Genomic DNA, 25,492 nt, shown 5'->3' on the forward strand with positions numbered 1-25,492 from the left:
AGAAAAATCACAGAACTTTTTTGCAGGAGGTAAAACATGAATTGGAACAAGGATAAAAGCTTAAAATTTACAAGAGTTTGTATTTATTTGTTTGCAGTCATTCTTGTGGGAATGTGCATTGGCGCTCCGTGGCTGTATCGAGGTTTTTTGGAACTTCGCAGTCCTCTTTTAGACGGAAGGCTGCCGTACTTTTTAGTAACAAATTATACCACAGCAGTTCCCGTTGGAATTGCACTTTACAAAATGAATGGTTTGTTGAAAAACATCAGTGCAAATGAGGTGTTCATCTCTGAAAATACAGAATATTTAAGACAGCTGTCCTGGTGTTGTGTGGCAGCAGGAATGATTTTTGCAGCCAGCGGTTTTTATTATTTTCCGTTTTGGTTTTTATGCGGGACAGCCATGTTTATGGCTTTGATACTGCGTGTGATAAAGAATGTTTTTGCACAGGCAGAAGAAATTAAAAGAGAAAATGATTATACCATATAGGAAGGGTGATAAGAATGCCTATTGTAGTTAATCTTGATGTAGTTATGGCAAAGAGAAAAATCAGCGCAGGAGATTTGGCAAAAGCCATTGACATTACACCTGCCAATTTATCTGTGTTAAAAAACGGAAAGGCAAAAGCAGTTCGTTTTACTACTTTGGAAGCTCTTTGTAAGACCTTGGAGTGCCAGCCGGGAGATATTCTGGAGTATGTTTCTGAGGAAGAATTCTAAACAGTTTTCAGAAAGTGAGGAAGAAGAATGGAAGATAAAAATCAGGTAAGTACAGAAATGGGCTTACCTTTAGAAAGTGAACCCTTTTTTAAGGAAATGAAGGTAGATAAATGGGATAAAATTTTTGCAGCAGCTTATTTGGTTTTAGGATATGTATTGTGGAAAACAGGACAGTATGACTCTTTTTTTAATATATCAGGCTTTGTTGTTCTTTATATTGCAGTAGTTTCTCTGTATTGTTTTGTGAAAGGTTTTCATATAAATGGTGAAAAGATATTTTGGAGTATTATTTTGCTGGGAGTTGGAATACCTTACGGGTATTATTCAATCATGCCTCTGACACAGTTGGGGATGCTGGGAGTTGTGGGAGCATATTGGACTTTGGTTATGACAGAAGCTCTTGTCTCGGAAGGCAAAACCTCTTCGTGGGTACTTCTTGATGTCTGGTATGCTCTGATAATTTTGCCGCTTTCTAATTTTTTATGTCAAATCAGAGTGTTGCTGCAAAGTCTGTTCAGTAAATCGCAGAAAAGAACAGGAGTTATGATTTTATTGGGGATTGGGATTTCTCTGCCGGTACTTGTTATTATTTTGCCGGTTTTATCCCAGGCAGACGCAGGATTTTCTCAGATGCTTGGCAGAGCTTTGGGAAATATTTTTGATGGAGGACTTTTCCTTCAGCTATGTATAGAAATTCCTATTGTGCTTATTCTTTCTTCTCTGATGTTTGGCACTGTTTATGGGGGAATTTATCAGAGAAATATAGAAAAAGGCCTCTGTAAAGAACATCATGAAATATCAGGAGAAGGTTTGCATATAATACCGGATGTGGCAATTTATACCTTTGCCGGAATTATCGGATTTACTTATGTTTTGTTTATCGCTTTTCAGGCAAAATATCTTTTTTCTGCCTGTGCAGGTATTTTACCGGAGAGCTTTACTTATGCGGAATATGCAAGACAGGGCTTTTTTGAGCTCTGCGGAATTACTGCTTTTAATGTACTTCTTCTCCTTTTTATGAATGTTTTTACAAGAACCATAACAAGAGAAAACAAAGTACTTTCTGTAATAAATGTAGCTTTTTCCACAGTGACAATTTTACTTTTGATTACGGCAATGAGTAAGATGGGAATGTATATTGCAGTTTATGGTTTTACCATAAAGAGAATACAGGCAAGTGTATTTATGATATGGCTGTTTCTTGTTCTTGCTATGATTATCTATCATCAGAAAAAGAAAATTCCATTGGTTCGCCGGGCTGTTTTTTCAGGTGCGGTTCTCTTTACCTTGCTGTGTATATTGCCTTTGGAAGCGATGCTTTCACTGTACTAGAAAAACAACAGAAAAAGTGGTTGCCAGAAACTCTATACTTGTATATACTATATTTTTACAGAAACAAACTATACAGGTGAGGTGTTTATGGAAACAAAGGATTTTATGACAAAACCGGTAAAAGGGTTATTTTTTCATTATTTAATCCCGTCTATTATGGGCACAATGGTAACTTCCATTTATGTTCTGGCAGATACCATTATTATCGGAAAAGGGTTGGGAAGTGTAGCGATGGCAGCATTAAATATTGCACTTCCCATTTATAATGTGTTCTTTGGATTAGGACTTTTGTTTGGTGTCGGTGGTTCTGTTCTGATGTCTATTTTCAGAGGACGAGGAGAGAAAGAAAAGGCAGATGCGTATTTTACAGCTTCCTTTCTTTTAAACATTCTTGTATGGCTTTTGCTCCTTGTGGTAAGTGTAGTTTTTATGGAGGATATTGCATGGATTTTAGGAGGAACAGAGGAAACCATGCCTTATATTATGGACTATATTCCTTACATTATATGGGGAATGGGAGCATATTTCCTCTCTGCTTTTTTACAGACTTTTGTAAGAAATGACGGCGCTCCGAAGCTGGCAATGAATGGTGTAATTGCCGGAGGAATTACCAATATTGTATTGGATTATGTGTTTGTATTTCCAATGAAAATGGGTATGGCAGGAGCTGCAATCGCAACAGTCATTGGGTCTTATTTAACCGTAGGAATTTTACTTATTCATTTCTTTACAAAGAAAAATCAGTTGAAATTTAATTTCCGCGGTATTCGTTTGAGCTATATTAAAGATATTATGGTGAACGGAACGGCCAGTTTTTTAATTGAAGTTTCATCAGGAATTACGATTTTTGTGTTTAATTTACAGCTTTTAAAATATGTGGGAAACTTAGGGGTTACCGTATTTGGAATTATCTGTAATACATCTATTGTAGTTATGGGATTATGTAAAGGTGTTAATCAGGCATCCCAACCTATTATTTCTATAAATCATGGTGCAGGTCAGTTTGAAAGAACTTTTTCTGTAAGAAAACTGACGATGATTACATCTATTATTGTCTGTGGTGTGATTGTAGCGGTTGGAATTTTTGCACCTGATTTCTTTACCTATATTTTCTTAAATCCTGATAAGGAAATCCTTTCCATGTCAGGAGATGCAGTGCGGATTTACTTTATCGGATTTTTATTTACAGCAGTAAATATGGTGTATATCTGTTATTTTCAGTCTGTGGTAGAAAATGGATATTCCTTGCTGCTATGTCTTTTAAGAGGCTGTATTTTGGTGTTGATTTTTGTGTATGTACTACCTGTTTTTATGGGGGTTACAGGAATTTGGCTGGCATATCCGGTGGCAGAATTATGTACCATGACAGTGGGAATGTTTGTAATAAAGAAAACAGACAGAAAAAATTTTCAAAAAATAGTTGACAAAAGACAAAGTTAAGCATAAAATGATACCAACAAAAGCAAAACCGATGAGAAAGAGGAGTAAGCTTGAAACGAAATTACAGAGAGCGGCAGGTGGTGGAATTGCCGTATGGACTTTGAAGTTGAATGGACTTTCGAGGGCAGCCCGAAATGAAAAGAGTAGGCGTTGTCGGGAACCGAACCCGTTATCAATCAGGCGTGTATGTCAGTACATGGTAGAGTGGACATTTGGCAATGTCAAGTTGAGTGGTACCGCGATAATAAAGGATTTTATTACCGTCTCAAGTTAGTTTCTAACTTGAGGCGTTTTTTTATTGTATAGGAAATTGCGTCCTACACAATAAAAGGCCCTTGCACATCGGAATGTAAAAAGAAAAGCAAAGAAAAGGAGAAAAAAATTATGAAGAAAAAAGTATTTGTTATGATTTTAGGAGCAATTTTAACAACAGGTCTTTTCACCGGATGCAAAGGCGAAAATAAAGAGAGTAAAGAAAGTGTTTATCACATTGGTATTTCTCAGTTTGCAGAACATGGTTCTTTGGATAACTGTCGGGAAGGTTTTTTGGAAGGATTAAAAGAAGAAGGCATTGAAGAGGGAAAAAATCTGGAGATTGATTTGGATAATGCCAATTCCGATACTGCCACAGCAGCACAGATTTCAGATAAATTTGTGTCAGATAAGGTAGATTTGATTTGTGCCATTGCAACACCAAGCGCACAGGCAGCTTATAACAGTGCAGCAAACACAGAAATTCCTGTTGTGTATACAGCAGTGACTAATCCGGAAGAAGCTGAGCTTGCAGGTGAGGATAAAACACCGGTGGGAAGAGTAACAGGAACAAGCGACCAGCTTCCCGTAGAGGCACAGTTGAAGATGATACGTGAAATGCTTCCGGATGCAAAAACAATCGGTATTTTATATACAACCAGCGAAGCAAATTCTGTTCACAGTATTAAAGAATATGAAAAATATGCCAAAGAATATGGATTTACTTTAGAGACAGCAGGTGTTACCAATACTTCCGAGGTGTCTTTGGCAGCAGCAGGATTGCTGGAAAAGGTAGATTGTCTTACCAATCTTACAGACAATACGGTTGTCAGTGTTCTGCCAACAATTTTAGAGCAGGCAAATAAAAAAGGTATTCCTGTTTTCGGCAGTGAAATCGAACAGGTAAAACTGGGATGTCTGGCAGCCGAAGGTTTAGACTATATCAACCTTGGTAAAGAAACTGGAAAAATGGCGGCAAAAATCTTAAAAGGTGAGGCAAAAGCAGAAGAAATGCCTTACGAGCTTTTAGAAGGAAGCAGTCTTTACATCAACGAAAAAGCAGCAGAAAACTTAAAAATAGAACTTCCGGAAGAACTGAAAAACAGAGCAGAAGAAGTATTTACAGAGATTGAAGGATAAGAACAGAGGGGGAGAAAAATGGATTTTGCAATCAGTATTATTGAGCAGGGATTGATTTACGGCATTTTGGCTTTAGGTGTATATATTACTTATAAAATTTTAGATTTTCCTGATTTAACAGTAGACGGAAGCTTTCCATTGGGAGCAGCCGTAACAGCAGCGCTTTTAAAATCCGGTGTAAACCCATATCTTACATTGCCTGTGGCATTTTTGGCAGGGGCAGCAGCCGGACTTTGTACAGGTCTTATTCATGTAAAATGTAAGGTGCGGGATTTGCTTTCCGGGATTATTATGATGACAGCTTTATATACGGTAAATTTAATGGTAGCAGGAACAAATAATGTCCCTTTATTTTCTAAGGAAACCATTTTTAAAAATGAGTTTTTATCCGGTATATTCAGCGGAGGAATTTCCAAATACAGCAATTTGATGATTATTTTGCTGATTGTTCTTATCAGTAAATTTGCACTGGACGGATATCTGAAAACAAAGTCAGGATACTTGTTAAGAGCAGTAGGTGATAATGAAAATCTGGTTACTTCTCTTGCTAAAAACAAGGGAAATGTGAAAATTTTAGGTCTTTCCATTGCCAATGGACTGGTTGCATTAAGCGGCTGTATTTCCTGCCAGCAGCAGGGTGTGTTTGAAATTTCTTCCGGTACAGGAGCTATTGTCGTGGGGCTTGCAAGTGTTATTGTTGGAACCAGCCTTTATAAAATGCTGAAAAAAATATCCTTTATTAAAGTTACTACCTTTGTATTTTTAGGAGCAATTCTTTATAAAGCGTGTACGGGAATTGCTATTTTATATTTCCCGCCACAGGCAATGAAAATGATTTCTGCATTGTTCCTTTTAGGTGTATTAATCTTAATTCTGGTTGTTGATAAAAAAGAGAAGAGAGGGAAAAGCCATGCTTGAATTAAAACATATTCATAAATATTATAATCCGGGAACCGTTCATGAAATGTGCCTGTTTGAAGATTTTAATCTGACCATAGAAAAAGGGGAATTTGTGTCTATTGTAGGCAGTAATGGTTCTGGAAAAACTTCTCTTTTAAACATTATTTGTGGAAGTATTGAATTAGATGAAGGAAATATACTGGTAGATGGAAAGGACATTACAAAGCAAAAAGAATACAAACGTCTGGAAAAAATAGGACGTGTGTATCAAAATCCGGCTATGGGAACCTGTCCTTCTATGACAATTCTGGAAAATATGGCAATGGCAGATAATAAGGGGAAAGCCTTTGGATTGAAAAGAGGAACAGATAAGAAACGCATTGCTTTTTATAAAGAAGAGCTGTCTAAATTACAGCTTGGACTGGAAGATAAGCTGAATACAAAAGTAGGGGCTCTTTCAGGAGGACAAAGACAGGCATTGGCTCTTTTAATGAGTACCATGACACCTATTGATTTCCTGATTTTAGATGAACATACAGCAGCTTTAGATCCTAAGACAGCAGATTTAATTATGGAATTAACAGAGAAAATTGTGAGAGAAAAACATCTGACAGCTATTATGGTAACGCATAATCTTCGTTATGCCGTAGAATACGGGGACAGACTTCTCATGATGCATCAGGGAAATGCAGTTATGGATGCGGCAGCAGAAGAGAAAAAAGAAATAAAAATTGAGGATATTTTGGAAAAGTTTAATGAGATTAGCATAGAATGCGGAAATTAACAACCCTTGAAATAAACTATATATCGTGTTAATATCATATATATTGACTAAATATAGTGGAGGGTGAAAAGATGAATGTTGAAGAATGGCTGGGCAGAGAAAATCAGCTTGGAATGGATATTTGGAATAAAAAGTATCGGAATGAAGAAGAGGATTTTGAGAACTGGGTTACACGTATCAGCGGCGGAAATGAAGAAATTGCAAAGTACATAAAAGAGAAAAAATTTCTTTTCGGAGGAAGAATTTTATCCAATCGAGGACTGGATAAGCAGGGGAAAAAGGTTACTTATTCTAACTGTTATGTAGTAGAACCGCCGGAAGATAACATAGAGAGTATTTTCGACTGTGCCAAAAAGCTGGCACGTACTTACAGCTACGGAGGCGGCTGCGGTGTGGATATTTCCAAACTCAGTCCAAGAGGCGCGAAAATCAATAATGCGGCGAAAGAAACCAGCGGAGCTGTGTCTTTTATGGAGTTATATTCTCTTGTGACTTCTTTAATCGGACAAAACGGAAGAAGGGGAGCGTTGATGATTTCCATTGACTGCTCCCATCCTGACGTTCCAGAATTTATTGAGCTGAAAACCGATTTGGAAAAAGTAAATACAGCGAATATTTCCGTGCGTATCCATGAAGATTTCATGGAAGCAGTAAAGAAAAATGAAGAGTATTGTCTGCATTACACAAGAGAAGAGACAGGACAAGTTATTGAACGTATGGTAAATGCCAGAGAGCTGTTCCATCGAATTACAGAAACTAACTGGGATTATGCGGAACCGGGCGCATTGTTCTGGGATCGGATTACCGGTTGGAATTTACTGAGTAATACAAAAGAATTTTCTTATGCCGGTGTAAATCCCTGTGCTGAAGAACCTTTGCCGGCAGGGGGAAGCTGCCTTTTAGGAAGTATCAACCTTTCTGCTTTTGTAGAAAATCCTTTTACAGAAGATGCCTATTTTGATTTTGAAGAATTTAAACGATGCGTACAGGCATCTGTAAAAGCTTTAAATGAAGTATTGGAAGAAGGTTTGCCTCTACATCCTCTTCCGGAGCAGAGAGAAAGTGTCAGTCAGTGGCGTCAGATCGGGCTGGGAATTATGGGCCTTGCAGATGCATTGATTAAGTTAGGGCTTACCTATGGAGAGGAAGATGCAGTTGCCATGTGTGACAGAATTGGTTTTTCCATGGCAGACACTGCGATTGCGGCTTCTGCAAAGCTTGCCAAGGAGTTGGGCACATTTCCAAAATGCAACGTAGAGGAAATTATGGAAACTCCATATTTTCTGGCAAATACAACAGAGGGAACGAAAGAATTAGTTCGTAAATATGGACTTCGAAACTCTCAGCTTTTAACCATTGCACCTACAGGTACACTGTCTACGATGTTGGGAATTTCCGGAGGAATTGAGCCGATTTATGCTAATTATTATGAGAGGAAAACAGAGTCCTTACATGGTGAAGATGTATATTATAAGGTTTATACAAAGATTGTTAAAGACTTCATGGATGGACATGGAATTTCAGATGACAGATTATTGCCGGATTATTTTGTAACAGCTATGACATTGGACTATCATCAGAGAATAGATATGCAGTCAATCTGGCAGAGACATATTGACGCATCCATCAGTTCTACAGTAAATGTACCTTCCGGTTTTACAGTAGAAGAAACAGAAAATCTTTATTTATATGCTTTTGAGCAGGGATTAAAGGGAATTACTATTTTCCGAGACGGATGTAAGCGTGTAGGAATTTTAAATACAAAAGAAACAAAGAAAATCACAGCAGGAGAGGGACTGAAACGAGGAGAAATTATTCTTGTTACAGACGATGTGGTAGGCAAGAAAAGAAAGCTGATTACAGGCTGCGGAAGTCTTCACTGCATTGCTTTATTTGATCCGCATACAGGAGCGCTTCTGGAAACGTATTTAAGTAAGGGTTCTACCGGAGGATGCAACAACTTTATGGTAGGTCTTTCCAGAATGATTTCCATCAGCGCCAGAGGCGGAATTGATATTGAAACCATTGTGGATCAGTTAAATTCCAGCGGTTCCTGTCCTTCTTATACAGCCCGCAGAGTAACCAGAAAGGATACAAGTAAAGGCGCATGCTGTCCAATGGCAGTAGGAAATGCTTTAATGGATATGTATAAGGAAATGCAGGAGGAATTAAGTCAGAAGGAAGGAAAAGAAGAAAAAGGCAAAAAAATTCCGAAGCCAAAAGCAGTTCCTGTTAGAGAAGAAACAGATAAAATGTATTGTCCGGAGTGTGGGGAGCCACTTGTTTTTGAAGAAGGATGTAATATTTGTAAAAGCTGTGGCTGGAGTAAATGTCACTGATAAATAAAGGGAGAATATATGAAGCTTTTATTTAAACAAAGGATTTTTTCATGGCTTGACAGCTATGATATTTATAATGAACAGGGAGAAAAAGTCTACACAGTAAAAGGCGAACTGGCATGGGGACATTGTCTGAAAATCATGGATCAATATGGTCAGAATATTGGTACAGTAAAAGAAAAAGTAATGACTTTCCTTCCTAAATTTGAGCTTTATGCAGGAGAGCAGTATTTAGGGTGTGTACAGAAAGAATTTACTTTTTTTAAGCCTAAATTTGCCATTGATTTTAATGGCTGGAGTGTACAGGGAAATGTATTAGAATGGGACTATGAAATACAGGATCAGACCGGAAGAGCAGTAGCTTTGGTAAATAAGGAGGTCTTTTCTCTGGCAGACACTTATGTAATGGAAATTGACAGACCGGAAGAGGCATTATATGTGTTAATGCTGGTTCTGGCTATTGATGCGGAAAAATGTTCCAGACAGTGATAAGAAAGGGAAAGTAGAAAATGAGACTAGAAAAATTACAAAGGCTGTTAAAAGAAAAAGGATTTCCCTTTACTTATTCTGAGGAAGAAGGATGTGGAAGCATTGATTTCGAATATCGCGGAGTCGCTTACCATGTATGGGAATTTTTGGATGATAATATATGGGGAGCAGAAACCAATGTGAAAAACATGGGAAGACATGAAGACTTGTTCGGAGATTATGAACAGGAAATCGTAGATATTGTTCAGACATGGAATTAAAAAATAAAAAACAGTCTTGACATTGACGCAGCGGAAACTGTTATGGTAATTGTACAGAAAGAAAAGGAGGAAGAAATATGGAGTACAGTATCAGGCAGTTGGCAGATATCGCAGGGGTAAGTACCAGAACCCTTCGCTATTATGATGAAAGAGGTCTGTTAAAACCCAACAGAGTAAATGAGCAGGGCTGCCGCTACTATGAACAGGAGCAGGTGGACCTGCTGCAGCAAATTTTATTTTACCGGGAAAGAAATCTGGGGCTAGATGTAATTAAAGAAATTGTCAGTAACCCTCAATTTGATGCGGCACAAGCGCTTGAGGAACACTTAAATGCTCTTATGGAACAGGAAGAACATATTTCTGCCTTAATTCAGACTGTAAAAAATACCATTGCAGACATGAAAGGAGAAAGAAGTATGAGTGATAAAGAGAAATTTGAGGGCTTTAAGCGAGAGCTGATAGAGGAGAAAGAAAGACTTTACGGGAAAGAAGCCAGAGAAAAATACGGAGAAAAGGCTGTTGATGAGGCAAATCAGAGAATTGTGGGATTGTCAGAGGCAGATTACGAGAGATTTGAAAATCTGGGAAAGGAAGTTTGCTGTCAACTGGAAGAAGCTGTAAGAAACAAAGATTTGCCTGAAAGTGAAACAGGACACAGAATTGTGCTTTTACATAAGGACTGGCTGGGATATACATGGAAGGAATATTCTGCTCAGGCACATAAAGGTCTTGCGTCTATGTATATACAGGACGAAAGATTTCTCGCATACTATGACAAGAACTTAAAAGGCTGTGGTGAGTTCCTTGTAAAAGCTGTGAACTATTGGGCAGGAAGATAAAAGGATAAGGTATCGGCATTAATTTGAAAGATGCTGTCGCATTAAGTGCATATCCGGAATATTTATACATTTTTGGATAATGTTTAAGGCGACAGCATCTAATTATATTTAGTTCCATTCTTCAGTCAAGAGAAAATCACGGATATTGCGATGCTTGATACCATTGTGGCTCATATCAAATTCATCTAAAGAAACCACATATTTCGGGAAATTGTCTCGGATTGTATCGTATACTCCGAATTCACGTTGAACAGTTTCCTCGGAGGCAAGCAGATAGGCAACCTGAACATATAATTTTTCATCTCGTTTATGGCAGACAAAATCAATTTCTTTATCGCCGGTTTTTCCTACTGTGACATTATAACCACGACGTAAAAGCTCCAGATAAACAATGTTTTCTAAAGTAAGATTGATTTCTTTCAAATTACCGCCAAAAACAGCTTCTCGGATACCGTGGTCGGCAATATAATATTTTTCGTTGGATGCAAGGATTTGTTTACCTTGTAAGTCTTCTCGTTTTACCTGATAAAACAAATAAGCATCGCAACAGTATTTGATATAATTTAAGATGGTTTCAGGAGCAACGGTACGCTGTTCGCTTTTGAAAAATTTTGCTAAGGATGCTGCTGAAAAGGTGTTTCCTACGTTTGCCATTACATAAGCAATAATGCGTTCCAGTAAATCAATATCTCGAATTTTATTTCGCTGTACAATATCTTTTAGCTGTACAGAGTTAAAAAGGTCGTGAAGATATTGTTTTGTTGGCTCATCTGCATAATGTATATTTGCAAGATAAGGCATACCGCCGGACAAAAGATATTTTTGAAAACATTTTTGAGCGGACGTATCAGGAAAAATAGTTTTATATAGTTCCATAAATTCTGAAAAAGAGAAGGGGTAAATAACAAATTCTACATAACGTCCTCCGAGATAAGTGGCAAGTTCACCGGATAATAATTTGGCATTAGAACCGGTAATATAAATGTCACAATCCAGAGAAACCCGAAAGGAATTTATACATTTTTCCCAGTCTTTTACCTCCTGAATTTCATCAAAGAAAAGGTAAATCTTGCCGTTTATATGAGAGGCTCTTTTGGTGATTTCTTCATGCAGCGCTTTTGCAGTTTGTAAATGTGTATAGTTCATATCTTCAAAGTTGATGGAAATAAACTGAGCAGGATTGATGCCGGATGCAGCAAGTTCTTGCTTAATGAGTTCCAGCATAACAGACTTTCCGCAGCGGCGAATACCGGTCATAACTTTTATCAAGTCTGTTCCCATAAATGGGCGAATACGGTTCATATACATTTCTCGTTTAATCATGAAAAATAGTCCCCCTTTTTTGTATTGCATATAGCATAACATATTTATAACTTATAAACAATCAACAAAAGTATATTTCTTCAGTTATAACTGAAGAAATATAAAAAATAACAGAAATCATCAGATATAAAATAATTAGTTCTTTAAAGCAACAGGGGTATTGCGATTTAAAATTGTTTTAAAGAAAATTACGCAAACCACAGCAGACAATAAAGAACCGGCAGCAGTAGCAAGTCCCATAGGAAACAAGGTTTCAGGGAAAAGCAGGGATGTCAAATACACGCCCGGAACACGCACCAGCAAAATTGCCAGAATATTGTGTATAAAAGAAAGCATGGATTTTCCGCAGGCACAGAAATAACCACTGAAGCTAAAATGAATTCCAGCAAACATGCAATCCCATACATACCCTCGCAAATACTGCTCTCCAAGAAGAATGGTTTTTGCGCCGTCTGATGTTGCCTCATCTGTGAAAAGGGCTACCACAGGTTCGGCAAAAAATTGCATTACAATGGCAACAATAAGACCAAAACATACTGTGATTATAGTTGCGTAGCGAAGAGTCTGCTTTGCCCGTTCCTGCTTTCCTGCGCCGATATTTTGTGCTCCCAAGGCAGAAACTGTGGAAAGCATGGAAAAAGGAACTAAAAACAGAAAACTGATAATTTTTTCTACAATACCTACAGCTGCAGCATCATTTAATCCACGACTATTGGCAATAATTGTAATGATAAGAAAAGAAATTTGAATAAACCCATCTTGCAATGCAATAGGAATTCCCACATTCAGAATTTTTTTCATTACAATCCGATTAGGCTTGAAATCCTCTTTTTTTACGGCCATCTCATTTTTTCGTTTAAAAATAATGATAAGAGAAATCAGAACACTGCAAGCCTGTGACAAAACAGTTCCTAACGCCGCACCGGAAGGCCCCATTTGAAAAACTCCCATAAACAGATAATCCAGTCCAATGTTTATGATGCAGGCAACAGCAATAAAGTACATAGGGGTCTTGGAGTCGCCCATACCGCGGAATATAGAACTGATGATGTTGTATGCAGTAATGAATGGAATTCCAATAAAGCAAATGGTTAAATAGTCAACTGTACCGGAAACGGCTTCCGGAGGTGTTGACATTATAGAAACAACAGGATTTACAAAAATAAGCAATACAGCTGTTAAAATAAGGGAAATTATCATAAACAAAGCGACGGTATTTCCAATATTTTCAGAGACGCTTTTTTTATCGTTTCTGCCTACAGCTTGTCCAATGGAAACCGTAGACCCCATTGCAAGTCCCACAATCATTACAGTCAGCAGATGCATGACCTGTGAGCCAATGGATACGGCAGTTGTTGCGGAAACATCTGCAAACTGTCCGATAATAAATAAATCTGCCATGCCATAAAGGGTTTGCAGAAAATAAGAGAGAAGATATGGAAGTGAAAAAAAGAGAATACCTTTTAACACACTTCCGGTAGTAAAATTTTTTCCCATTTTTCATAACCTCTTTCTTTGGTATATCTTTAACATTATACTTCATAAAACCACTAGGAAGTCAAGGGATTTTAGTAAATCTACTGACTGAAACTACTGTAAAGATAAAAATTAACAACTGTCTTGTCACTTGTAAAAACATGGTGTATAATAGCTGTCAAATGCTTGGCAGGAGGAAAGAGAAAATGAAAGCCATGAAAGAGGAAATCGAACAGCTTAAAAAAGAAAAAAATGCAGTGATTTTAGCACATTATTACGTTCCAAAAGATGTTCAGGAAGTTGCGGATTTTGTAGGTGACTCTTATTATTTAGCGAAAAAAGCAAGGGAAACGAAAGCAGAAATTATTGTTTTTGCAGGTGTTTCTTTTATGGGGGAAAGTGCAAAGATTTTAAATCCCACAAAGAAAGTATTATTGCCGGATGCAGATGCAGATTGTGCAATGGCACACATGGCATCAGCGAAAAAAGTGCAGGAAATGAGAGAAAAGTACGAAGATTTGGCAGTAGTATGTTACATTAATTCAACGGCAGCTTTAAAGACAGTTTCTGATGTATGTGTTACCTCATCAAATGCGGTGAAGATTGTAAAAGCGTTGCCAAATAAAAATATTTTCTTTATTCCAGATGAAAATCTGGGAAACTATGTGGCAAAACAGGTACCGGAGAAAAACATTATTTTAAATGATGGATATTGTCCGGTACATAAACAGATTACAGTGGAAACTGTAAGACAGGCAAAAGCTAAATATCCACAGGCTGAATTTCTGGCACATCCGGAATGTACAGAGGGAATTCTGGCAGAGGCAGACTTTATCGGAAGCACTTCCGATATTATCAATTATGCAGAAAAGTCTTCCGAAAAGGAATTTTTAATCGGTACAGAAGAGGGAGTTTTTGCAGAACTTATGAAAAAATGTCCTGATAAAACTTTTTATTCTGTTATGCAGGGACAGTGCTGTGCAGACATGAAAAAGGTTACTCTCAAGAAGGTGCGCGATTGTATAAAAGAAGAACAATATGAGGTAAAAATTATAGAAGACACCAGAGAAAAAGCGCAAAAAGCATTGGACAGAATGCTGGAGCTGGCAAAGTAGGAGGTGTTTTCATGAATAAGATAAAAACAGATGTATTAATTGTAGGAACAGGAGCCAGTGGATTATTTGCAGCCCTTCATATTCCCTCTGATTTGCAGGTGGTTTTGATTACAAAAGATGAAATCAAAAATAGTGACTCTTATCTGGCACAAGGCGGAATTTGTGTTTTAAGAGATGAAAATGACTATGAAAGTTTTATGGAAGATACCTTGAAGGCAGGACATTATGAGAACAGAAAAGAGTCTGTGGATATTATGATACGCTCTTCAAGAGACGTTATTGATGAGCTGATTTTTTATGGGGTAGACTTTGCAAAGCGTGATGGAGAGCTGGATTATACAAGAGAAGGCTGTCATTCTAAAGCCAGGATTTTGTTTCATGAGGATATTACAGGAGAAGAAATTACCAGTAAGCTTTTGACGGCAGTGAAAAAGCTTCCAAATGTAAAAATCATGGAGCATACTACAATGCTGGACTTAATTGAAAAGGATAATACCTGTTTTGGAATTATTGCAGAAACAGAAAATGAGGAATGCATAGGAATTCAGGCAGAGCATACTATTTTGGCCAGTGGTGGAATAGGAGGTTTGTATCAACATTCTACTAATTATCCACATTTAACAGGAGATGCTCTGGCAGTTGCCATGCGTCATAAAGTAGAACTTGAAAATATTGACTATATTCAAATTCATCCAACTACTTTATATTCATTAAAACCGGGAAGACGTTTTTTGATTTCGGAGTCTGTGCGGGGCGAAGGAGCAAAGCTGTATAATGCCAAGGGTGAGCGTTTTGCAAATGAGGTCTTGCCCAGAGATCTTATGACACAGGCAATCCGCAAGCAGATGGAACTAGATAACAAGCCTTATGTATGGCTGGATATGACTGTTTTAGGAGAAAAAGTGATTTTAAATCATTTTCCTCACATCTATGAAAGATGTCTGGAGGAAGGCTATGATGTAACAAAAGAATGGATACCGGTAGTACCTGCTCAACACTATTTTATGGGTGGTATTCATGTGGATGCAAATAGTAAAACAACGATGAACCAGCTGTATGCAGTAGGAGAAACCAGTTGTAACGGTGTTCATGGAGCCAATCGTCTGGCAAGTAACTCCTTGTTGGAAAGTTTGGTTTTTGCAGAAAGGGCAGCGAAAGATATCGAAAAAAATAAGAAAAAATGCAAGACAAATGATGCTGATTTTGATAAACTATATCAAGAGGTACAGGATTGTATTGTGAGTCAGAAGGAATGTCTGGCAGAAGTGTATAAGAACGAAATTCTGAAAGAAATAGAAAGAGAGAGACAGGCAAAATGAACGATATTACAATGAAATTAAATGCAGATAATTTGATAAAAATGGCATTGCAGGAAGACATCAGCAGTGAAGATGTTACTACAAATGCAGTTATGCGAAGCAGGAAACAGGGAGAAGTTCAGCTGATCTGCAAGCAGGATGGAATTATTGCCGGATTGGGTGTGTTTGAGCGTGTCTTTAAGCTTTTGGATGAAACAACAGAAGTAGAATTTTATGCAGAAGACGGCGATAAGGTGAAGAATAAACAGCTTTTGGGAGTAATACGTGGAGATATCCGTGTACTTCTTTCCGGAGAGCGTACTGCGCTGAATTATTTGCAGAGAATGAGCGGAATTGCAACTTATACACACCAGATTGCAGAGCTTTTAAAAGAAACAAAAATTAAACTTTTAGATACCAGAAAAACAACACCGAACATGCGTATTTTTGAAAAATATGCAGTAAAAGTAGGGGGAGGTTATAATCACAGATATAACCTTTCTGACGGAATTTTACTGAAAGATAATCATATCGGAGCAGCAGGGAGTGTGAAAAAGGCTGTAGAAATGGCAAAAGAATATGCCCCTTTTGTGCGTAAGATAGAGATTGAAACAGAAAATCTGGAAATGGTAAAAGAGGCGGTAGAAGCCGGTGCAGACATTATTATGCTGGATAATATGACACCGGAAGTGATGAAAGAAGCGGTGAAGCTGATTGGAGGCAGAGCTGAAACAGAGTGTTCCGGTAATGTTACAAAAGAAAATATTGAACGTCTGGTAGAAGTTGGAGTAGATTACATTTCCAGCGGAGCACTGACACATTCCTCTCCGATTTTAGACCTGTCCTTAAAAAATCTTCATGAGGTATAAGAGCGAGGAGGAAGGGGATTTTTCAGAATGGTTGGAGAAACACGCAGAAAAGAAATTTTAAAGTATATTTCAGAAAGTGACAAACCAGTGTCAGGGACAAAACTGGCAGAAATTTTTCATGTGAGCAGGCAGGTCATTGTGCAGGATATTGCATTACTGCGTGCAGCAGATTGTGAAATCCTGTCTACGAATAGAGGGTATATTTGTCAGGGAGTAAAGAAATTTGTCCGGGTTTTTCGAGTATGTCATACGGACGAAAAAATTGAAGATGAGTTAAATGCAGTGGTGGACTGCGGAGGAACGGTTATAGATGTTTTTGTACAGCATCATGTCTATGGCGAATTAAGAGCCCCTTTGCAAATTAAATTCAGAAGGCAGGTTAAGCAGTTTGTGGATGATATTCGTACAGGAAAATCACGTCCTCTTACAAATATTACATCAGGACATCACTGTCATACAATCAGTGCAGACAGTGAAGAAGTTTTGGAACTTATCGAAGAAGCATTTAAGAAAATGGGAATTTATGAGGATGACAGAAAAGATATGGAAATTACAATCAGAAATGCAAAATTAGAAGAAGCTTCTGTACTGGCGCAGATTGAAGCAGAGTGTTTTCCTAAGGCAGAGGCAGCGTCAGCAGAAGAAATCCAAAAACGCATGAATACATTTTTAGAATGCTTTTTTGTGGCAGAAGTGCAGGGGAAAATTGCCGGTTTTATTAACGGAGCAGTGACAGATAAGCCTTCTTTACCGGATGAGCTTTATCATAATGTTGCATTGCATAAGCCTGACGGAGCTTATCAAACAGTATTTGGATTAGACGTAAGAGAAGCATACAGAAATCAGGGAATTGCCGGAAAACTTTTGGATTATCTTTCCGATACAGCAAAAGAAAGAGGAAAAAAAGGTGTACTTTTAACCTGCAAGGAACATTTATTAAAGTTTTACGGAAGTCATGGATTTGAGAATTTTGGCGTGGCAGACTCCACACATGGGGGAGCTTGCTGGTATGATATGAGAAAAATGTTTTAAAAAAACTGCTGTAAGAGATGCGTAAAGTTGTTAGCATTTCGTACAGCAGTTTTTATATGATTTTCCAAAGAAGTTCTGGCAATGAATTAATCTTTTAAAGTATTATTTGCTAGCTGGAATTATATTGTGTAGCCTATGCTCTTTTAAATGAAAGTGGATTAAAAAAATCTAAATTTCTTTATAAGAATTGACAAAAATAGTAAACTTGTGCCATTATAGAAGCTGACAACAGGTTGAAATGAAAAAGAAGGTAAAAAAATGAGTGAACAGTTACTGGAATTAAAGAATATTAAAAAAGGATTTGGAGAAACCGATGTTTTAAACGGAATTACTTTATCCATTGAAAAAGGAGAATTTATTACCTTTTTAGGGGCATCCGGATGTGGTAAAACAACAACTTTGCGTATTATTGCAGGCTTGGAAACACCAGACAGCGGAAGGGTGTTTTTAGATGGAAAGGACGTTACCTCTGTTCCTCCCAATCAGCGAGATGTGAATACGGTTTTCCAGAATTATGCATTATTTCCTCATATGAATGTGGAAGCGAATGTGGGATATGGACTTAAAATTAAGAGAGTGCCAAAAGCAGAGATTAAGAAAAAAGTAGCAGAAATTTTAGAATTAGTACAGTTGACAGGATATGAAAAACGTATGCCTTCCGAGCTTTCAGGAGGGCAAAAACAAAGGGTAGCCATTGCAAGAGCACTGGTAAACAGTCCAAAGCTTTTACTCTTAGATGAGCCTTTGGGAGCACTGGACTTGAAGCTTCGCCGTACCATGCAGATTGAGTTAAAACGATTACAGAAGAAGCTGGGCATCACCTTTTTATACATTACTCATGATCAGGAAGAAGCCATCAATATGTCAGACAGAATTGTGGTCATGAAAGACGGAAGGTTTGAACAGATTGGAACGCCGGATGAAATTTACAATCATCCCAAAACCAGTTATGTGGCGGATTTTGTGGGAAATGCAAATGTGATTTCCGGTGTGGTGCAGAAGGTAACAGAAACAGAAGCGCAGGTACTGATAGAAAATCAGATGATGTATGCAGAACCGATTACCGGAATTTGTGAGGGAATGAAGGTAAATCTGGCGGTGCGCAGAGAGAACTTAAAAGTTTGTACTGAGTGTAAGGAAGGGCTGGAAGCTGTTTTAGAAGATAAATCCTTTACAGCGGGGCAGCTTCATCTGACCTTAAAGCTGAAGTCAGGAAAGACCTTGGTGTCCTGTCGATATGGTATGGATGCGGACTTAAAAGCAGGCGATAAGGTCTGTGTGGGCTGGAAACCGGAGCATGCGGTATTTGTGGATTTAGAGTAGGAGGCGAGGAAGATGAAAAAGAAAAAATCAGGTTTGTTTCTTACAGTTCTCCCTCTTTATCTTTTTACTTTGTGTTTTGTAGTAGGACCTCTCCTTTATATGGTGGCGTTGAGCTTTACCACCAACGGAAGCGGTTCTTCTACAATATGGAATTTTACTCTGGAAAATTATAAAAAGATTGCGGAACCTGTGTATTTGAAAAGTTTTGTGCAATCTTTTCAGCTTGCTATTACCAGTACGCTGTTGATTGTACTTATGGGATATCCTTTTGGATATTTTATGGCAAAGCTTTCCGCTAAATGGAAAAAACGGATGATGCTTTTGATTATGGTGCCTTTTTGGACCAGTTCTTTAATCCGTATGTATGGCTGGATTTTAATTTTGCAGGCAAAAGGTGTTTTAAATGGTTTTCTCATGAAACTGGGACTCATTGAAGAACCCCTGAAAATCCTTTATTCTTATCCTGCAGTAGTTATTGGTATGGTGTATGCTCTTTTGCCTTTTATGGTCTTATCAGTGTATTCCAGTGTGGAAAAGATGGATTGGTCTTATGTGGAGGCGGCCAGAGATTTAGGTGCAAATTCTATAAAAGCATTTTTTACCATAACTTTTAAACTCACTCTGCCGGGGCTTTTGACCGGTGTTATTCTCACCTTTATTCCTTCTATGGGTTTGTTTTTTATAGCAGATATTTTAGGAGGAAATAAGATTGTGCTGGTGGGAAGTGTCATTCAGGATCAGCTTACCAGAGGAAGCAACTGGCCTTTTGCAGCAGCCCTTGCAGTGGTTTTGATGTTGCTTACTTCTCTTATGATGTTTGTATATAGAAGAGTTACTCATGTAAAGGATTTGGAGGGATTATTTTGAAAAAGAAATGGAAATGGTCAAATTTATATTTGGCAATTATGATTTTGCTGATGTATTTTCCTCTTGTTATGGTAGTGATTTTTTCCTTTAATGAGTCAAAACTTTCAGCTAATTTTACAGGCTTTTCTTTGAAATGGTATGAGACTTTAGCCAATGACAGAGATTTAAAGGAGGCGCTTCTTAACAGTATTTTGCTTGGAGTTTTAAGCTGTGGAATTTCTGCGGTAATCGGAACTTTAGGGGCTGTGGGAATGGCAAGAGTGAAATATAAAACCAAGGGAATGATGGAATATCTTTCCACAATTCCCATTATGATACCGGAGATTATTCTGGGAATGGTTTTTCTTGTGTTCTTTTCTATGTTAAATCTGCCTTTTGGTATGACAACACTGGTAATTGCACATACTACATTTTGTATTCCCTATATTTTTATGATGGTGAAAGCGCGTCTGGTGGGAATTGATAAATCTCTTGAAGAAGCGGCAAGAGATTTGGGCGCGGGACCGATAAGAACCTTTTTTGATATTACCATGCCTCTTATTGCACCGGCTGTTTTATCAGGAAGTTTACTGGCATTTGCTATGTCTTTTGATGATGTGGTAATCAGTATTTTCGTAAATGGTCCAAGGCTGAATACCCTGCCAGTAAAAGTGTATGCACAACTAAAAACAGGGGTAACACCGGAAATCAATGCTCTTTGTACCATTATTTTAGTAGTAATTACAATAGTTTTGCTTGTTTCCTCATTTTTGAGCAAAAGAGCAGAAAAGAAATATTAATATTTAGAAAGTGAGATGTGAAAATGAAGAAAAAAATAGTTTCTATGATTTTATGTACAGCTTTAGCAGGAAGTATGCTGGCAGGCTGCGGAGAAAAAAAGACAGAGGACGATAAAGAACTGGTGCTCTATACCTGGGAGGGCTTGTTTCCTCAGGAAGTTTTGACAGATTTTGAAGATGAAACAGGTATTCGTATTATCAGCTCGAACTTTGACTCTAACGAAACCATGTTAGAGAAAGTGCAGCAGTCTGATGGAAAAGATTATGACCTTGTAATCGGTGATGATTATATTATTGAGCAGATTGTAAATAACGGACTGGCAAAAGAGCTGGATAAAGAAAAGCTGGAAAATTATGACAATATCAATCCACTGTATCAGAGCCAGTTTTATGATCCGGAAAATAAATATACTATACCACACGGAGCAGGCATCCCTTTGATTGTATATGATCCGGAACAGGTGGATTTTGAAATTCAGGGATATGAAGACTTATGGAACCCGGCGCTGGAAGATAAGATTGCAACTATTGCCAGCTATCGTGCCGTAGAGGGTATGGTACTTCTCACTATGGGAAAAAGCATGAATGAAGAAGATCCTGCGGTGATTAAAGAAGCAGGAGAAAAGTTAAAAGAATTAGCGCCGAATATTCGTATGATACAGGATACAAACACACAGAATGCTCTGTTAAACGGAGAAGCTTCCGTAGGTATTTTATATACTTCACAGGTCATTGCGGCATTGGCAGAAAATCCGGATTTAAAAGTTGTTTATCCAAAAGAAGGATTGGGATTTGGAATTATGAACTTCTTTATTCCGAAAAATGCACCGGATACAGAAGAAGCTTATGCATTTTTAGACTATATTTTAGAGCCGGAAGTAGCAGCAAAATGCTTTGACTTTGTAGGATATTACTGTACAAATAAAGCGGCAGATGAACTGGTAAATCCTGATTTGGTTGTTCCGGACTCTGTGACAAAAGGAGAAATTATTCAAAATGTAAGTGAAGAGGCAGAAGAAGTATATAACCAGAACTGGACAGAATTTAAAGCAGCCTGCGACTAAGCTTTCGGAGGTACATAAAGTTGGAAGAATGTAGAAAAGAGGGTGCTTTGGCATCCTCTTTGCCGCCTTATGCTTATTCTCCGTGGAAAGCAGGGCGAAGCAAAGAGGAGCAAAGAGAATTTACAGAAATAGAAGAAATTGAGATACCACAGGGAATTGAAATTCTGGGAAAATATACCTTTTATGGATGCAGAAATTTAAAAACCTTAAAGCTTTTTGATGATGTAAAGGAAATCGGAGGAGGCTCTTTTACTGGCTGTTCCTCCCTTAGAAATCTAGTCATGTTTTTAAAAGAAGAAGGCGCTTCCTGCATCAAAGATGTTGTCAGTGAAACCTTTCACGAGATGTATGTAAGTATTATTTTTCTCAATACGGATAAAAGAGCAGAGCTGATTTTTCCTGAATATTATGAAGAAGGTGTGGAAAATACCCCAGCCAGAATTCTGGAAACACATTTTCATGGGTGCGGCTATAAATACCGTCAGTGCTTCACGGACAAGAAAGTAGATTATAAGCGGTATGACAGTTTATTTTCCACAGCCTTGGTGTATGAAAAAGAGGAAATTTTAATTCCCATGGCAGTGGGCAGGATTTTATATCCCTATCAGCTTGCCGAAGAAGCAGAAAAAAATTATGAAGATTATGTGAGAAAAAATCTGGAAAAATGTGCACGTTTTTATCTGGACAGCCCTAATTGGCATGAAGTGTATGAGTATTTCAGCAGAGAAAATTTCTGGAGCAGAGAAGCTTTAGAAAACATCATAGAGGAGGCTTCCAGAAAAAAAGCAGTGGATATTGCCGGGTATCTCATGGAAGAAAAAAGGAAAAAATTTGCAGGAAAGGAGAAACGGTTTGAGCTATGAAAAAGAGAAACGCATAGAAGAAATTAATCTGAAAATTCTGGTATCAGCCAGAAATGAGTTGTATCTTCACTTGCGGTTTTTAGATGTTGCTTTATCTACTTTGCACTATCAAATGGATGTAGAAACAGAGACCATAGGAACAGACGGAATTGGACTTTATTATCATCCGGCTTATCTGGGAGGACTGTATCGAGACGGCCGAAGAGAAGTAAACAGAGCTTATCTTCACGTGATTTTACACTGTATTTTCGGGCATTTATGGAAGAAAACAGAGCATCGAAAAAAACGTGCGTGTAAATATCTGGACAGAGAAATCGTGGACATTCTTTGGAATACAGCCTGTGATATTGCAGTAGAGTCTGTTATAGACGGCCTGCCTTTTCATTGTGTGAAAAAGCCCATGAGCAGGGAAAAAAAGAATTTATATGCGTGGTTAAAAAAACGGAGAAATGTGCTTCATGCAGAAGGGATTTTTCAGGAACTGACAGAGAAAAAACCGGATATAGAAACTGCAAAAAGGTGGGAAAAGGAGTTTCATACAGACAATCACGGACTCTGGGAAAGAAGGAACAAAAACCAGCCTCCCAATGAAAGACCAAAGGAGAATTGGGAAGATATTCGTGATAAAATGGAGACAGAAATGGAAACTTTCGGACAGGATTTGTCAGAGGGTTCTCCGGGTTTTTTAGAGCAGATTAAAGTAGAAAACAGGGAAACCTTTGATTATAGAAATTTTTTGAAGAAGTTTGCCGTGGTAAAGGAAGAAGCGCATTTAGACCCGGATGCTTTTGATTATGTATTTTACAGCTATGGTTTGTCTGTTTATGGAAATATGCCGTTGATTGAACCGCAGGAAACAAGAGAAATAAAGAAAATAGAAGAATTTGTCATTGCCATTGACACCTCTATGTCCTGTTCCGGAGAGGCAGTGAAGAGATTTTTACAGGAAACTTATGGAATATTAAAGGAAGAAGAAAGCTTTTTCAGGAAGGTTAACATTCATATTCTTCAATGTGACGAAAGAATTCAAAAAGATGAAAAAATCACTTCAAAAGAAGAGCTGGAGGACTATATGAATAATCTGGAGCTGGCAGGACAGGGAGGTACGGATTTTCGCCCTGTTTTCTCCTATATTCAGAAGCTGCAGGAAAAAAAGGAGCTGACAGGATTAAAGGGACTTTTATATTTCACAGATGGGCAGGGAATTTTTCCCAATAAAATGCCCTCGTATGACACTGCTTTTATTCTTATGCAGAAGGATTACCAGGAAGTAGAAGTGCCGCCTTGGGCAATGAAAATTTATATACAGGAGGAAGGAGCAGAGTATGAATATTAAACGTGCAAAACAGGAAATCAAAGATACCATAGAAGCATATTTATTAAAGGATGAACGGGGAGAATACTGTATTCCGTCTATCAGACAAAGACCTGTGCTTTTAATCGGACCGCCGGGTATTGGAAAAACACAGATTATGGAGCAGATTGCCAGAGAGTGTAAGATTAATCTGGTATCCTATACCATTACCCATCATACAAGGCAAAGCGCCATGGGATTACCTTTTATTCGGGAAAAAGAATATGGGGGAGAAAACCGTTCTGTAACAGAATATACCATGAGTGAAATTATTTCTGCGGTGTATGATAAGATGAAGGAAACAGGGATAGAAGAAGGTATTTTATTTATTGATGAAATTAACTGCGTATCAGAAACTCTGGCTCCTGCCATGCTGCAGTTTTTACAGTGTAAAACCTTTGGAAATCAACAGGTGCCAAAAGGCTGGGTGATTGTAACAGCAGGAAATCCTCCTGAATATAATAAGTCTGTTCGTGAATTTGATGTAGTGACTTTAGACAGAATAAAAAAGATAGAGGTGCAGGAAAACTTTAGTGTATGGAAGGAGTATGCTTATGAAGCAGGCATTCATCCTGCAGTGATTTCTTATCTGGATATTCGTAAAGAAAATTTCTACCGTATGGAAACCAGTGTAAACGGCAGAATGTTTGCTACTGCCAGAGGCTGGGAGGATTTATCTGAGCTTTTATATGTATATGAAAAGCTTGGAAAAACAGTAGATAGAGAAGTTATCATGCAGTATATCCAGCACTGGAAAATTGCCAAGGATTTTGCAAATTATCTGGAATTGTTTGAAAAATATCAGACAGATTATCAGATTGATGCAGTTCTTGCAGGAACTTTCGCAAGCTTTGCAGTAGAAAAGCTTCGTGTGGCAGCTTTTGATGAACGGTTCAGTGTGGTTGGACTTCTCATTGGAAAATTAAATGAAAAATTCCGAAACTATCATGACAACGAAGTATATATGGAAATGTTATTTGAGCTGCTGAAAAACTGGAAAGAAGCGCTTTTGGATGAGCGGAAAGCCTCAGTCTCCATGGGAGATATTCTGGATATGGAAAATCAGGCACTGGAGGAGAAGAAAGTTGCAGGACAGCTTACAAAAGAAGCAGAATATATTTGGTTAAGAGTGATTGAGTGTTTCAGAGATTATAAGGAGACTGCAGATACACTGGATATTGTAGGAGAGAGTAAAGAAGTCATTTTTGATGCGGTAAAGGAAAGATTTCAAGAAGAAAAGGAAAAAAGAGAAAAAGATATTGAAACTCTCCGTGATAATCTTCAAAATGCCTTTGACTTCCTGGAGGCGGCTTTTGCAGACGGACAGGAAATGGTTATCTTTGTGACAGAGCTGAATACCAGCCCATACAGCTTAAAATTTATCAGCGAATACGGATGCGACAGCTATTATAAATACAATAAAAAGCTGTTATTCCATGAAGAATATACGGAAATTTTAGATGAATTAAATGAGATTGAGCAGGAATTATAAAGCAGAAAGACTGCATTTTACAAATAGCTGTAAAATGTGGTCTTTTTTCTGTCTTTTAGACAATTTCTCTTGAGGAAAGAGATAAAATGAACTATAATTCAGATAAAGAAAATATGAAATGTGTAGGTTTCTTTATTAAGTAA

Annotated in this window: 24 protein-coding genes and 1 other annotated feature; of the genes, 22 read left to right on the top strand and 2 right to left on the bottom strand. The window is 37.8% G+C overall.

Annotation, left to right across the window (positions count from 1 at the left end; all coding sequences use genetic code 11):
• The first annotated feature begins 36 nt into the window (after positions 1-36).
• The 11 genes from BQ7352_RS09645 (at position 37) to BQ7352_RS09700 (ending at position 10,494) form a co-directional block, all read left to right on the top strand.
• Positions 37-489, top strand: a complete 453-nt coding sequence (locus BQ7352_RS09645; RefSeq protein WP_072449015.1) for a DUF2975 domain-containing protein — start codon at positions 37-39, stop codon at positions 487-489.
• 14 nt (positions 490-503) lie between these two features.
• The gene (locus BQ7352_RS09650; protein WP_072449016.1) at positions 504-719 is read left to right on the top strand and encodes a helix-turn-helix domain-containing protein; all 216 of its coding nucleotides are present in this window, start codon (positions 504-506) and stop codon (positions 717-719) included.
• 27 nt (positions 720-746) lie between these two features.
• Positions 747-2,051: a DUF4153 domain-containing protein gene (locus BQ7352_RS09655; RefSeq protein ID WP_072449017.1), complete on the top strand. Its 1,305-nt coding sequence runs from the start codon at positions 747-749 to the stop codon at positions 2,049-2,051.
• Positions 2,052-2,138: 87 nt separating this feature from the next.
• Complete coding sequence (locus BQ7352_RS09660) at positions 2,139-3,491, top strand: MATE family efflux transporter (protein WP_072449018.1); 1,353 nt, start codon at positions 2,139-2,141, stop codon at positions 3,489-3,491.
• A gap of 22 nt (positions 3,492-3,513) precedes the next feature.
• Positions 3,514-3,762: a binding site (T-box leader), on the top strand.
• Positions 3,763-3,875: 113 nt separating this feature from the next.
• Complete coding sequence (locus tag BQ7352_RS09670) at positions 3,876-4,883, top strand: ABC transporter substrate-binding protein (RefSeq protein WP_072449020.1); 1,008 nt, start codon at positions 3,876-3,878, stop codon at positions 4,881-4,883.
• A gap of 18 nt (positions 4,884-4,901) precedes the next feature.
• Entirely contained in the window at positions 4,902-5,801 is a 900-nt protein-coding gene (locus tag BQ7352_RS09675; protein ID WP_072449021.1) for an ABC transporter permease, read from the top strand.
• Entirely contained in the window at positions 5,794-6,567 is a 774-nt protein-coding gene (locus tag BQ7352_RS09680; protein WP_072449022.1) for an ABC transporter ATP-binding protein, read from the top strand. Before BQ7352_RS09675 ends, BQ7352_RS09680 begins: the two co-directional genes overlap by 8 nt.
• Before the next feature lie 71 nt (positions 6,568-6,638).
• Entirely contained in the window at positions 6,639-8,906 is a 2,268-nt protein-coding gene (locus BQ7352_RS09685; RefSeq protein ID WP_072449023.1) for an adenosylcobalamin-dependent ribonucleoside-diphosphate reductase, read from the top strand.
• 18 nt (positions 8,907-8,924) lie between these two features.
• Positions 8,925-9,395, top strand: coding sequence for an LURP-one-related/scramblase family protein (locus tag BQ7352_RS09690; RefSeq protein WP_072449024.1), 471 nt, complete (start codon positions 8,925-8,927; stop codon positions 9,393-9,395).
• 20 nt (positions 9,396-9,415) lie between these two features.
• Complete coding sequence (locus BQ7352_RS09695; RefSeq protein ID WP_072449025.1) at positions 9,416-9,655, top strand: kinase; 240 nt, start codon at positions 9,416-9,418, stop codon at positions 9,653-9,655.
• A 77-nt stretch (positions 9,656-9,732) separates the two neighbouring features.
• A complete protein-coding gene (locus BQ7352_RS09700) occupies positions 9,733-10,494 on the top strand; it encodes a MerR family transcriptional regulator (RefSeq protein WP_072449026.1) in 762 nt (253 codons plus the stop codon).
• A gap of 108 nt (positions 10,495-10,602) precedes the next feature.
• Here the strand turns inward: BQ7352_RS09700 and BQ7352_RS09705 are convergent, their stop codons facing one another.
• On the bottom strand, positions 10,603-11,817 hold the full coding sequence (locus tag BQ7352_RS09705) for an ATP-binding protein (protein WP_072449027.1): 1,215 nt from the start codon (positions 11,815-11,817) through the stop codon (positions 10,603-10,605).
• A gap of 135 nt (positions 11,818-11,952) precedes the next feature.
• Positions 11,953-13,314, bottom strand: coding sequence for an MATE family efflux transporter (locus BQ7352_RS09710; protein WP_072449028.1), 1,362 nt, complete (start codon positions 13,312-13,314; stop codon positions 11,953-11,955).
• Positions 13,315-13,499: 185 nt separating this feature from the next.
• Here BQ7352_RS09710 and nadA point away from each other — a divergent pair, with 185 nt between their 5' ends.
• The 11 genes from nadA (at position 13,500) to BQ7352_RS09765 (ending at position 25,349) form a co-directional block, all read left to right on the top strand.
• Complete coding sequence (gene nadA, locus BQ7352_RS09715) at positions 13,500-14,408, top strand: quinolinate synthase NadA (protein WP_072449029.1); 909 nt, start codon at positions 13,500-13,502, stop codon at positions 14,406-14,408.
• A gap of 11 nt (positions 14,409-14,419) precedes the next feature.
• A complete protein-coding gene (locus tag BQ7352_RS09720; RefSeq protein WP_072449030.1) occupies positions 14,420-15,727 on the top strand; it encodes an L-aspartate oxidase in 1,308 nt (435 codons plus the stop codon).
• A complete protein-coding gene (nadC, locus tag BQ7352_RS09725) occupies positions 15,724-16,575 on the top strand; it encodes a carboxylating nicotinate-nucleotide diphosphorylase (protein ID WP_072449031.1) in 852 nt (283 codons plus the stop codon). Before BQ7352_RS09720 ends, nadC begins: the two co-directional genes overlap by 4 nt.
• Positions 16,576-16,602: 27 nt before the next feature.
• Positions 16,603-17,607 carry a GNAT family N-acetyltransferase gene (locus BQ7352_RS15085; RefSeq protein WP_072449032.1) on the top strand — a complete coding sequence of 335 codons (1,005 nt, stop codon included), beginning with the start codon at positions 16,603-16,605 and terminating at the stop codon, positions 17,605-17,607.
• Positions 17,608-17,865: 258 nt separating this feature from the next.
• On the top strand, positions 17,866-18,930 hold the full coding sequence (locus BQ7352_RS09735) for an ABC transporter ATP-binding protein (protein WP_072449033.1): 1,065 nt from the start codon (positions 17,866-17,868) through the stop codon (positions 18,928-18,930).
• A 12-nt stretch (positions 18,931-18,942) separates the two neighbouring features.
• Positions 18,943-19,797, top strand: coding sequence for an ABC transporter permease (locus BQ7352_RS09740; protein WP_072449034.1), 855 nt, complete (start codon positions 18,943-18,945; stop codon positions 19,795-19,797).
• Positions 19,794-20,576, top strand: coding sequence for an ABC transporter permease (locus BQ7352_RS09745; RefSeq protein WP_072449035.1), 783 nt, complete (start codon positions 19,794-19,796; stop codon positions 20,574-20,576). Before BQ7352_RS09740 ends, BQ7352_RS09745 begins: the two co-directional genes overlap by 4 nt.
• 23 nt (positions 20,577-20,599) lie before the next feature.
• Positions 20,600-21,640, top strand: a complete 1,041-nt coding sequence (locus BQ7352_RS09750) for a polyamine ABC transporter substrate-binding protein (protein WP_072449036.1) — start codon at positions 20,600-20,602, stop codon at positions 21,638-21,640.
• Positions 21,641-21,660: 20 nt separating this feature from the next.
• The gene (locus tag BQ7352_RS09755; protein ID WP_072449037.1) at positions 21,661-22,503 is read left to right on the top strand and encodes a leucine-rich repeat protein; all 843 of its coding nucleotides are present in this window, start codon (positions 21,661-21,663) and stop codon (positions 22,501-22,503) included.
• Positions 22,493-23,839 carry a vWA domain-containing protein gene (locus BQ7352_RS09760; protein WP_072449038.1) on the top strand — a complete coding sequence of 449 codons (1,347 nt, stop codon included), beginning with the start codon at positions 22,493-22,495 and terminating at the stop codon, positions 23,837-23,839. The genes BQ7352_RS09755 and BQ7352_RS09760 overlap by 11 nt, the downstream gene beginning before the upstream one ends.
• Positions 23,829-25,349, top strand: coding sequence for an ATP-binding protein (locus tag BQ7352_RS09765; protein WP_072449039.1), 1,521 nt, complete (start codon positions 23,829-23,831; stop codon positions 25,347-25,349). Before BQ7352_RS09760 ends, BQ7352_RS09765 begins: the two co-directional genes overlap by 11 nt.
• The last annotated feature ends 143 nt before the right edge of the window (positions 25,350-25,492 follow it).

Source organism: Blautia sp. Marseille-P3201T (genome assembly GCF_900120295.1).
Taxonomy (GTDB): Bacteria; Bacillota; Clostridia; order Lachnospirales; family Lachnospiraceae; genus Blautia.

What these genes read in the sequence shown, in the direction of transcription:
- BQ7352_RS09720 (WP_072449030.1), top strand. Translation starts at nt 14,420, where the DNA reads ATGAATAAGATAAAAACAGATGTATTAATTGTAGGAACAGGAGCCAGT.
- BQ7352_RS09680 (WP_072449022.1), top strand. Translation starts at nt 5,794, where the DNA reads ATGCTTGAATTAAAACATATTCATAAATATTATAATCCGGGAACCGTT.
- BQ7352_RS09740 (WP_072449034.1), top strand. Translation starts at nt 18,943, where the DNA reads ATGAAAAAGAAAAAATCAGGTTTGTTTCTTACAGTTCTCCCTCTTTAT.
- BQ7352_RS09685 (WP_072449023.1), top strand. Translation starts at nt 6,639, where the DNA reads ATGAATGTTGAAGAATGGCTGGGCAGAGAAAATCAGCTTGGAATGGAT.
- nadA (WP_072449029.1), top strand. Translation starts at nt 13,500, where the DNA reads ATGAAAGCCATGAAAGAGGAAATCGAACAGCTTAAAAAAGAAAAAAAT.
- nadC (WP_072449031.1), top strand. Translation starts at nt 15,724, where the DNA reads ATGAACGATATTACAATGAAATTAAATGCAGATAATTTGATAAAAATG.
- BQ7352_RS09700 (WP_072449026.1), top strand. Translation starts at nt 9,733, where the DNA reads ATGGAGTACAGTATCAGGCAGTTGGCAGATATCGCAGGGGTAAGTACC.
- BQ7352_RS09695 (WP_072449025.1), top strand. Translation starts at nt 9,416, where the DNA reads ATGAGACTAGAAAAATTACAAAGGCTGTTAAAAGAAAAAGGATTTCCC.
- BQ7352_RS09690 (WP_072449024.1), top strand. Translation starts at nt 8,925, where the DNA reads ATGAAGCTTTTATTTAAACAAAGGATTTTTTCATGGCTTGACAGCTAT.
- BQ7352_RS09675 (WP_072449021.1), top strand. Translation starts at nt 4,902, where the DNA reads ATGGATTTTGCAATCAGTATTATTGAGCAGGGATTGATTTACGGCATT.
- BQ7352_RS09705 (WP_072449027.1), bottom strand. Translation starts at nt 11,817, where the DNA reads ATGATTAAACGAGAAATGTATATGAACCGTATTCGCCCATTTATGGGA.
- BQ7352_RS09655 (WP_072449017.1), top strand. Translation starts at nt 747, where the DNA reads ATGGAAGATAAAAATCAGGTAAGTACAGAAATGGGCTTACCTTTAGAA.
- BQ7352_RS09650 (WP_072449016.1), top strand. Translation starts at nt 504, where the DNA reads ATGCCTATTGTAGTTAATCTTGATGTAGTTATGGCAAAGAGAAAAATC.
- BQ7352_RS09735 (WP_072449033.1), top strand. Translation starts at nt 17,866, where the DNA reads ATGAGTGAACAGTTACTGGAATTAAAGAATATTAAAAAAGGATTTGGA.
- BQ7352_RS09750 (WP_072449036.1), top strand. Translation starts at nt 20,600, where the DNA reads ATGAAGAAAAAAATAGTTTCTATGATTTTATGTACAGCTTTAGCAGGA.
- BQ7352_RS09670 (WP_072449020.1), top strand. Translation starts at nt 3,876, where the DNA reads ATGAAGAAAAAAGTATTTGTTATGATTTTAGGAGCAATTTTAACAACA.
- BQ7352_RS09660 (WP_072449018.1), top strand. Translation starts at nt 2,139, where the DNA reads ATGGAAACAAAGGATTTTATGACAAAACCGGTAAAAGGGTTATTTTTT.
- BQ7352_RS15085 (WP_072449032.1), top strand. Translation starts at nt 16,603, where the DNA reads ATGGTTGGAGAAACACGCAGAAAAGAAATTTTAAAGTATATTTCAGAA.
- BQ7352_RS09710 (WP_072449028.1), bottom strand. Translation starts at nt 13,314, where the DNA reads ATGGGAAAAAATTTTACTACCGGAAGTGTGTTAAAAGGTATTCTCTTT.
- BQ7352_RS09765 (WP_072449039.1), top strand. Translation starts at nt 23,829, where the DNA reads ATGAATATTAAACGTGCAAAACAGGAAATCAAAGATACCATAGAAGCA.
- BQ7352_RS09645 (WP_072449015.1), top strand. Translation starts at nt 37, where the DNA reads ATGAATTGGAACAAGGATAAAAGCTTAAAATTTACAAGAGTTTGTATT.